The organism is Halolamina salina, assembly GCF_042678005.1.
In the GTDB taxonomy this organism is placed as follows: Archaea; Halobacteriota; Halobacteria; order Halobacteriales; family Haloferacaceae; genus Halolamina; species Halolamina salina.
Window position 1 is genome coordinate 34169 of record NZ_JBHUDH010000121.1, and the last position, 6066, is coordinate 40234.

Sequence of the window (6066 nt, forward strand, 5' to 3'; positions counted from 1 at the left end):
GGGGGAGGGGTGGGGACTCGGCGCTGCGCCGTCGACGAGAGCCGCAGGCTCTCGTCTGCCAATCAGAAATCTTCGATTTCTGATGATGGGCTTCATGCCCGGCGCACTGCGGTCACAAGTGGTCTACGAACGAGGCGCTGTCGCGGTCGCTGTCCGAGTAGCCAACGATCGAGCCACTGTTTGCAGTATCGGCCACGACTCCCACAGGTCATACCCATAACCGGACGTGCATCACGTGCGGACACCCGAACCCATTTGGCCGCGCCACTCCACCCTCCGGACATGACCAAACGGCACGCCTCGCTCCCGCCGGACGCCGAGGCCGGGGTGGACGCCTTCATCGAGGAGGTCGACGAACGGCTCTCCTCCGACGAGGACACCTGCGACGTGGTGCAGGACACGCTGGTCGACCTGTTCGGCGACCGCGACGCCTACGAGCGCTGGCAGGACGGCGGCGACGTGACGCCAGCGGAGCGCGTGCGCCTGCAGGGGTACGACCCGTGCAACGCGACGCTGGAGTCGGAGTACTACGCCGAGAAGGACGAGGACCGGTTCCAGCGCTCGAAACACCTCCAGTGGCTCTGGCGGCAGTTCGACGCGACGCCGATGGCCGACAACATCGAGTTCGCGCTGCGGTTCCGGCAGATGCTCGCGGAACACCTGTTCGAGGAGGTCGGCGAGGACTGCCGCTTCTTCAAGGGGATCACGTTCACCTACGGCCACAACATCACCGTCGGCGACAACGTGGTCGTCCACGACGACGTCCATCTCGACGACCGCGGCGCGCTGGAGATCGGCGACCGCGTCTCGATCTCGGACTCCGCGCACGTGCTCTCCCACGACCACGACATCGTCGACCAGACCGAGGTGAAGAACTACCGGACGATCATCGAGGACGACGCCCGGCTCACCTACGACACGCTCGTCCGCGCCGGCTCGAAGCTCGGCGAGAACTCCGTCGTCGGCGCGAAGGCCGTCGTCGACGGCGACGTGCCCGCCCACCACGTCGCTGTCGGCCAGCCCGCGAAATCCGTTCGCGTGAAGCCGGGCTGGGAGTCCGAAGCCGCGCCCGTCGAGGACCGGCTCGACCGGAACAAGGAGGAGCGACGGATCGAGTACGACCTCCCCGAGGATCTCGAGGTGTTCGACGAGTTCGAGCGCGATCTGAACCCGCCGGATACCGAGGAATGAGCGAAGACGGCCGAGAACCGTTCGTCGGCAAGATCACCCAGAAAGCGATCCTGTTCGGTCCGGACGGCGACGTACTGGTGACTGGAAGTGACGAGACCCCCGAGCCACCGGGCGGAACTTTCGAGTTCGGCGAGACTCTGGTCGACGGTCTCCGGCGAGAACTCCAAGAGGAACTGGGTATCGACGCCAGAGTCGGACCTCCAGTTGAAACCCTGTACGGCGGCTGGGCGGACGACTCCGGCACGCCGATGGTGGCGCTCGTCTACCGCTGTGAAACCGACGAGCGCGAGGTGACGCTGAACGAAGAGCACGAATTCGCGAGATGGGTCGCACCCGAGGAAGCCGCCCAACGGTTCGGAGCAGTCATCGGCCGACTCGAACAAGCAGTGAGACGCGCAGAGAAAATCGAGAATTCGGGGCCGTTTACGGCCGTCGCTGATCCCTACGCTGACAGCGACACGACAAGCGAGGAAGTAGTCGCCGCGTTGGAAGCCGCCCGAACCGACGACGGTTAGAGCCGGCTGTACGCCCAGCCGTTCGTCCGAAGCCGCGTCAAAACGACGCAAGTGAAGGCCGAACAGTTCGTCCCGTGACACAGAAGCGCCGTCCGGGAGTCTCGCGAGCGAACGCAGTGAGCGAGTGAGACTACGGACGGCGCACGAACGACCGAAGGGAGAGAGTGCGCCGTCCGGGAATTGAACCCGGGCCGGTAGCTTGGGAAGCTACTGTCCTACCACTGGACCAACGGCGCTCTGTTTCGAGGAACGCCAGCCTCCGGTAAGTCGGTTTCGGATTCCGCCACCCCCTACCGAAACCGGACGCGCGTCCACCTCCCGGGATCGGGGAGTGCCTATTTGTCACCCGCGGCAGAACGATCGCCCATGCCCGAAGACGTCCTCACGGAGAACGCACCGCTGGACATCCGTTTCTCGGAGGCAGAGCTCGAAACCGCCCGCGAGGAGATCGTCTCGTTCATCCGGGACACCGTCGACGCCGCCGGCGCCGAGGGCGCCGTGCTCGGCCTCTCGGGCGGAATCGACTCGACGCTGACCGCCTACCTCGCCGTCGAGGCGCTTGGCGAGGACGGCCTCCACGGGCTCACCATGCCCGCACGGGTCAGCGACGAGGAGCTGATGAGCGACGCCGAGGCGGTCGCGGAGTCGCTCGGCATCCCCTACGACGTGATCGAGATCGAGCCGATCGCCGAGACGTTCGACGAAGCCTACCCCGAGGGGATCGAGGACAAGACCGCCGCGGGGAACGTCCGCGTTCGGACGCGTGCAGTGCTGAATTACTACGTCGCCAACACGGAGAACCGCATCGTCCTCGGGACGGGCAACCGCAGCGAGGCGATGACCGGCTACTTCACGAAGTACGGTGATCAGGCCGTCGACTGCAACCCCATCGGCGACCTGTACAAGCAGCAGGTCCGCCAGCTGGCCGCGCACGTCGGCGTCCCCCACGAACTGGTGATGCAGACGCCCACCGCCGAGATGTGGGAGGGCCAGACCGACGAGGAGGAGATGGGGCTGAACTACGACCACCTGGACGCCGTGCTCGCGCTGCACGTCGACGGCCCGCTGTCGAAGGCCGCGACGGTGCGCTACGTCGACGGCGTCACCGAGGAGCACGTCGAACGCGTCGAGGAGTTGGTCGAGGGGAGCGCACACAAGCGCTCGATGCCGCCGTCGCCCGAACTCTCCGTGCGGGAGTGAAACCAGTCACAGCGCGCGACCTGTCGCGGCCTCCGTGCCGCGACGACAGAGCGAATGCCGTGACTGTGTAGCGCCCAGTCTACCGCACCGGATTTTCCGGCCCGCGACCGAGGTACTCCGCGGCGAACGCCTGCACCGCCTCGGCGTCGTAGTCGTCGATCACGAGGCGGTGGGTCCACGCCGTCAGCACGTAGTCGCCGCGAGGGTTCTCGTTGGGGTTCGGCGCGACGATGACGCTCTGCCACTGCCCGTCCTTGTTCGCGGCCCACGCCCGGAGGCTGGCCTCCGCCTCGTCGGAGAGGTTCGCCTCGTCGTAGTAGATCACGACCGCGCCGTGTTCCAGCGAGTGGACCAACTCCTCCATCCGGGGCGTCTCGGTGTAGAAGCCCGCCGACACCCAGTCGCTGGAGTGCGGTCCCGAAAGCGGCGGGACGGTGTCGTAGTCGATGTTGCCCGAGCGGTGGTCACGCCCCTGACTCTCGAACGTCTCGGCCTGCGAGATCCACTCGTCGGCGCCGCGGTTCGGCAGCGGCTCGTCCTCCATCCCCGCCGGCTCGGCGTCGAGATCCGTGCCGCCGCCCCCGCCGCTGAGGAAGAAGAACCAGATCGCGACGACGAACACCACCAGCACCGCGGCGCCCGACAGGAGGCCCACGATCGGGAGTCCCTCGTCGTCGCCCCCGGCAGCCTCGACCCGGCGTTGGTCTATCGGTCCGAGCTCCTCGGCGTGCTCGTCGCCGAGATGTTCGAGGTAGGCCGCCTCGTCGTCGAAGGCCGCCCCGCAGTACTCACACTCGACCATACACCCTACACCGCCCCCGGCGCCCATAACCCTTCGCTATCGGGTGGTCGCGGCGGATCGACGAACCGGCGCTGCTGGCCGTCGCTCGTCGCGCTTTCGGGGGCTTTCCAAAGGCATTTGCCTCCGCCGCGACTTACCCTAGACGATGGACGACGCCGCCGTGGCCCGCCGTTCGGCCCGGGACGCGCTGGGGGAGATCGAGCCCGTGCCCCTCCGGGAGACGCTCGACCAGCGACTGGAAGCGGCGTCGATGGTCCCAGGGGCGCTGACGCTGTCGACCGCCCGGGCGTTCGACGAGAGCGTCGACGTGACCGAGCTGGGCGAACTCGCCGCCGGCGTGCAGTTGATCTACGAGGGACTCTCGCTCACCCGACAGCTGGCCCACGAGGAGCCGTGGGCGATCGACCCGGAGAACGACATCGAGGCGGACCTCTCGGTCGTCGCCGCCGACGTGCTCGTCTCCCGGGGGTTCTCGCTGCTCGCCCGGACGCCCGCGGCCGACCGCGCGGTCGAGACGGTCCGGGCGTGCGGCCGCGACCAGACCGACCGCGAGCGGACCGACAACCCCGCGGCGATCGACCGGAACCTCGAGGCCGACGTGTTCGAACTCGCGGTCGTCGCCGGCGTCGCCGCCGTCGACGGCACCGCCTCCGAGGAGCTGCTGGGGTTCGCGGCGGAGCTGGCCCGCTCCTACGAGGGGGCGCTCCCGGCGGCGCCGGAGCTGCTCGCCGAGCCGACGCGGGATCGACTCGCCGGCTTCTCCGACGGCTACGTCGGCTCGGCGACCCGGAGCGCGGGAACGGATCCCTGAGCCGGGGCGAATCGAAATCCCTATACACGGAACCGCAGTACGAGGAGGTGCGCGCCTGGGTAGCTTAGCGGTAAAGCGCGTCCTTGGTAAGGACGAGAGCCCGGGTTCAAATCCCGGCCTAGGCTTTCTGTGAGGAACAACGTGACGAGCGAAAGCCGTAGCCGGGATTTGCGCCAGTCAGTCGCAGCGCGAGCGGAGCGAGCGACCGTCTGACGCTGTTCAAATCCCGGCCGAGGCTTCTTCCGAAACTCCACCCAACGAGCGACGGCCACGCCGTGACGAAACGCCTTTTTCGCACCGTCCCACCCCCACGCGTATGGCCCTCGCCGACACCGTCTCCACCGTCTTCGCCCCCGAACTGTTCGTCCTCCTCGCGACCCTACTCCTCGTCGGCTACGAGCGACGCAACGCTCTCGACGCGAAACCGCTCGCCGCACGCTTGGGCATCGTCGCCGGCGCGTGGGTCCTCGCGTTCGCCGTCTATCAGGGCGGCCCGGCAGCCCTCGGCACCGGTGTCCCGGGCGGCGACGACTTCTTCGCCGCGCTCGGCCTGATCGTCGCGTTCGCCGGAATCGCCCTCGCGTGGCGGCAGTTCGACTGGGGTGCGCTCGTCCCGCCGTACGCCGTGCTCCTGATCGCCACCTCAGTTCTCCACCTCGTGGTCGTCCCGCTGTGGGACGCGTCGAGTCACGTCATCTACGCCGCCGTGCCCGCGGGTGCGCTGGTCGCCGCCGACCGCCGATTTGCGCCGCTACTTCTCGTGGCACCGCTGCTCGTCTGGAGTCGCGTCGCGACCGGTGCCCACACCGTCGGGGAAGCGGTGGGTGGGCTACTCGTCGCTGGGGTCGTGCTCACCGGCGCGTTCGCGCTGGACCGACTGCCCGGCGAGGACGGTCCCGAGATCGACCCGCTCTAATCCTCCAGCGTCTGGACCTCTCGCTTCCGGTCCTCGGCGTCGGCGTCGCCCGTGTTCTCGGTGCCGGCAGGCTCGAACAGGACGACCTTCGCCAGCCCGTCGGCGACCGGGCGGTGTTCGACGCCCGCCGGGACGACCCCGAGCTCGCCGTCCGAGAGCTGCTGGTCGGGCTCGCCTTCGAGTTCGAGGGTCAGATCGCCCTCGATCACCCAGAACAGTTCGTCGGCGTCGGGGTGGCTGTGCCAGACGAACGCCCCCTCGAGCTTGGCGGCTTTCAGCTCCTGCCCGTTGAGCGACGCGAGCAGCCGCGGCGCCCATCGCTCCTCGAACGCGTCGAACGCCTCGTCGATGTCGACTGTCTCCATGGCCGATCGCGGGGACGCCGGAGCGAAAAGCGCGTCGCCCGGTCAGCGCAGGTCCTCGATCAGCGAGTCCGGGATCCGGTCGACCGTCTCCTCGGGCAGCGCGTCGACCGCCCGCTCCCCCCAGTCGACGATTCGGCGCCGGAGGAACGCGTAGACCAGCCCGACGGCGACCGTTCCGACGACGATCGCGTCGAACACGCCGTCGTACGCCGCCAGCGCGAGCAGCCCGAGTCCGAGCGTCGCCACGGCGTCCTCGGGGGCGCCGT

General features: G+C 68.4%; 7 protein-coding genes, 2 tRNA genes and 1 pseudogene. 6 read left to right on the forward strand and 4 right to left on the reverse strand.

The window, feature by feature from the left end; genetic code table 11:
- Positions 1–282: 282 nt before the first annotated feature.
- Complete coding sequence (locus ACFR9S_RS11030) at positions 283–1191, forward strand: acyltransferase (RefSeq protein ID WP_379731962.1); 909 nt, start codon at positions 283–285, stop codon at positions 1189–1191.
- Positions 1188–1706 (forward strand): NUDIX domain-containing protein, encoded by a 519-nt coding sequence (locus ACFR9S_RS11035; RefSeq protein ID WP_379731963.1) that lies wholly within the window; start codon positions 1188–1190, stop codon positions 1704–1706. The genes ACFR9S_RS11030 and ACFR9S_RS11035 overlap by 4 nt, the downstream gene beginning before the upstream one ends.
- A gap of 165 nt (positions 1707–1871) precedes the next feature.
- Here ACFR9S_RS11035 and ACFR9S_RS11040 read toward each other — a convergent pair.
- Positions 1872–1942: transfer RNA gene (locus ACFR9S_RS11040), tRNA-Gly, on the reverse strand.
- A 130-nt stretch (positions 1943–2072) separates the two neighbouring features.
- On the opposite strand from ACFR9S_RS11040, the gene ACFR9S_RS11045 reads away from it, so the two are divergent.
- The gene (locus ACFR9S_RS11045; protein ID WP_379731964.1) at positions 2073–2906 is read left to right on the forward strand and encodes an NAD+ synthase; all 834 of its coding nucleotides are present in this window, start codon (positions 2073–2075) and stop codon (positions 2904–2906) included.
- Between the two features lie 79 nt (positions 2907–2985).
- Here the strand turns inward: ACFR9S_RS11045 and ACFR9S_RS11050 are convergent, their stop codons facing one another.
- The gene (locus ACFR9S_RS11050; RefSeq protein ID WP_379731965.1) at positions 2986–3708 is read right to left on the reverse strand and encodes a DUF3105 domain-containing protein; all 723 of its coding nucleotides are present in this window, start codon (positions 3706–3708) and stop codon (positions 2986–2988) included.
- Between the two features lie 145 nt (positions 3709–3853).
- Here ACFR9S_RS11050 and ACFR9S_RS11055 point away from each other — a divergent pair, with 145 nt between their 5' ends.
- The 3 genes from ACFR9S_RS11055 to ACFR9S_RS11065 all read left to right on the forward strand — a co-directional run bounded on the left by ACFR9S_RS11055 (position 3854) and on the right by ACFR9S_RS11065 (position 5435).
- A complete protein-coding gene (locus tag ACFR9S_RS11055; protein WP_379818655.1) occupies positions 3854–4519 on the forward strand; it encodes a DUF7114 family protein in 666 nt (221 codons plus the stop codon).
- Positions 4520–4572: 53 nt separating this feature from the next.
- Positions 4573–4644 (forward strand) — tRNA-Thr (locus tag ACFR9S_RS11060).
- 191 nt (positions 4645–4835) lie between these two features.
- Complete coding sequence (locus ACFR9S_RS11065; RefSeq protein WP_379732678.1) at positions 4836–5435, forward strand: hypothetical protein; 600 nt, start codon at positions 4836–4838, stop codon at positions 5433–5435.
- Here ACFR9S_RS11065 and ACFR9S_RS11070 read toward each other — a convergent pair.
- Together ACFR9S_RS11070 and ACFR9S_RS11075 are read right to left on the reverse strand one after the other, a co-directional pair.
- Positions 5432–5800: a cupin domain-containing protein gene (locus ACFR9S_RS11070; protein WP_379732677.1), complete on the reverse strand. Its 369-nt coding sequence runs from the start codon at positions 5798–5800 to the stop codon at positions 5432–5434. The genes ACFR9S_RS11065 and ACFR9S_RS11070 overlap by 4 nt on opposite strands.
- Positions 5801–5842: 42 nt before the next feature.
- A pseudogene (locus ACFR9S_RS11075) lies at positions 5843–6066 on the reverse strand (metal-dependent hydrolase); the annotation flags it as partial.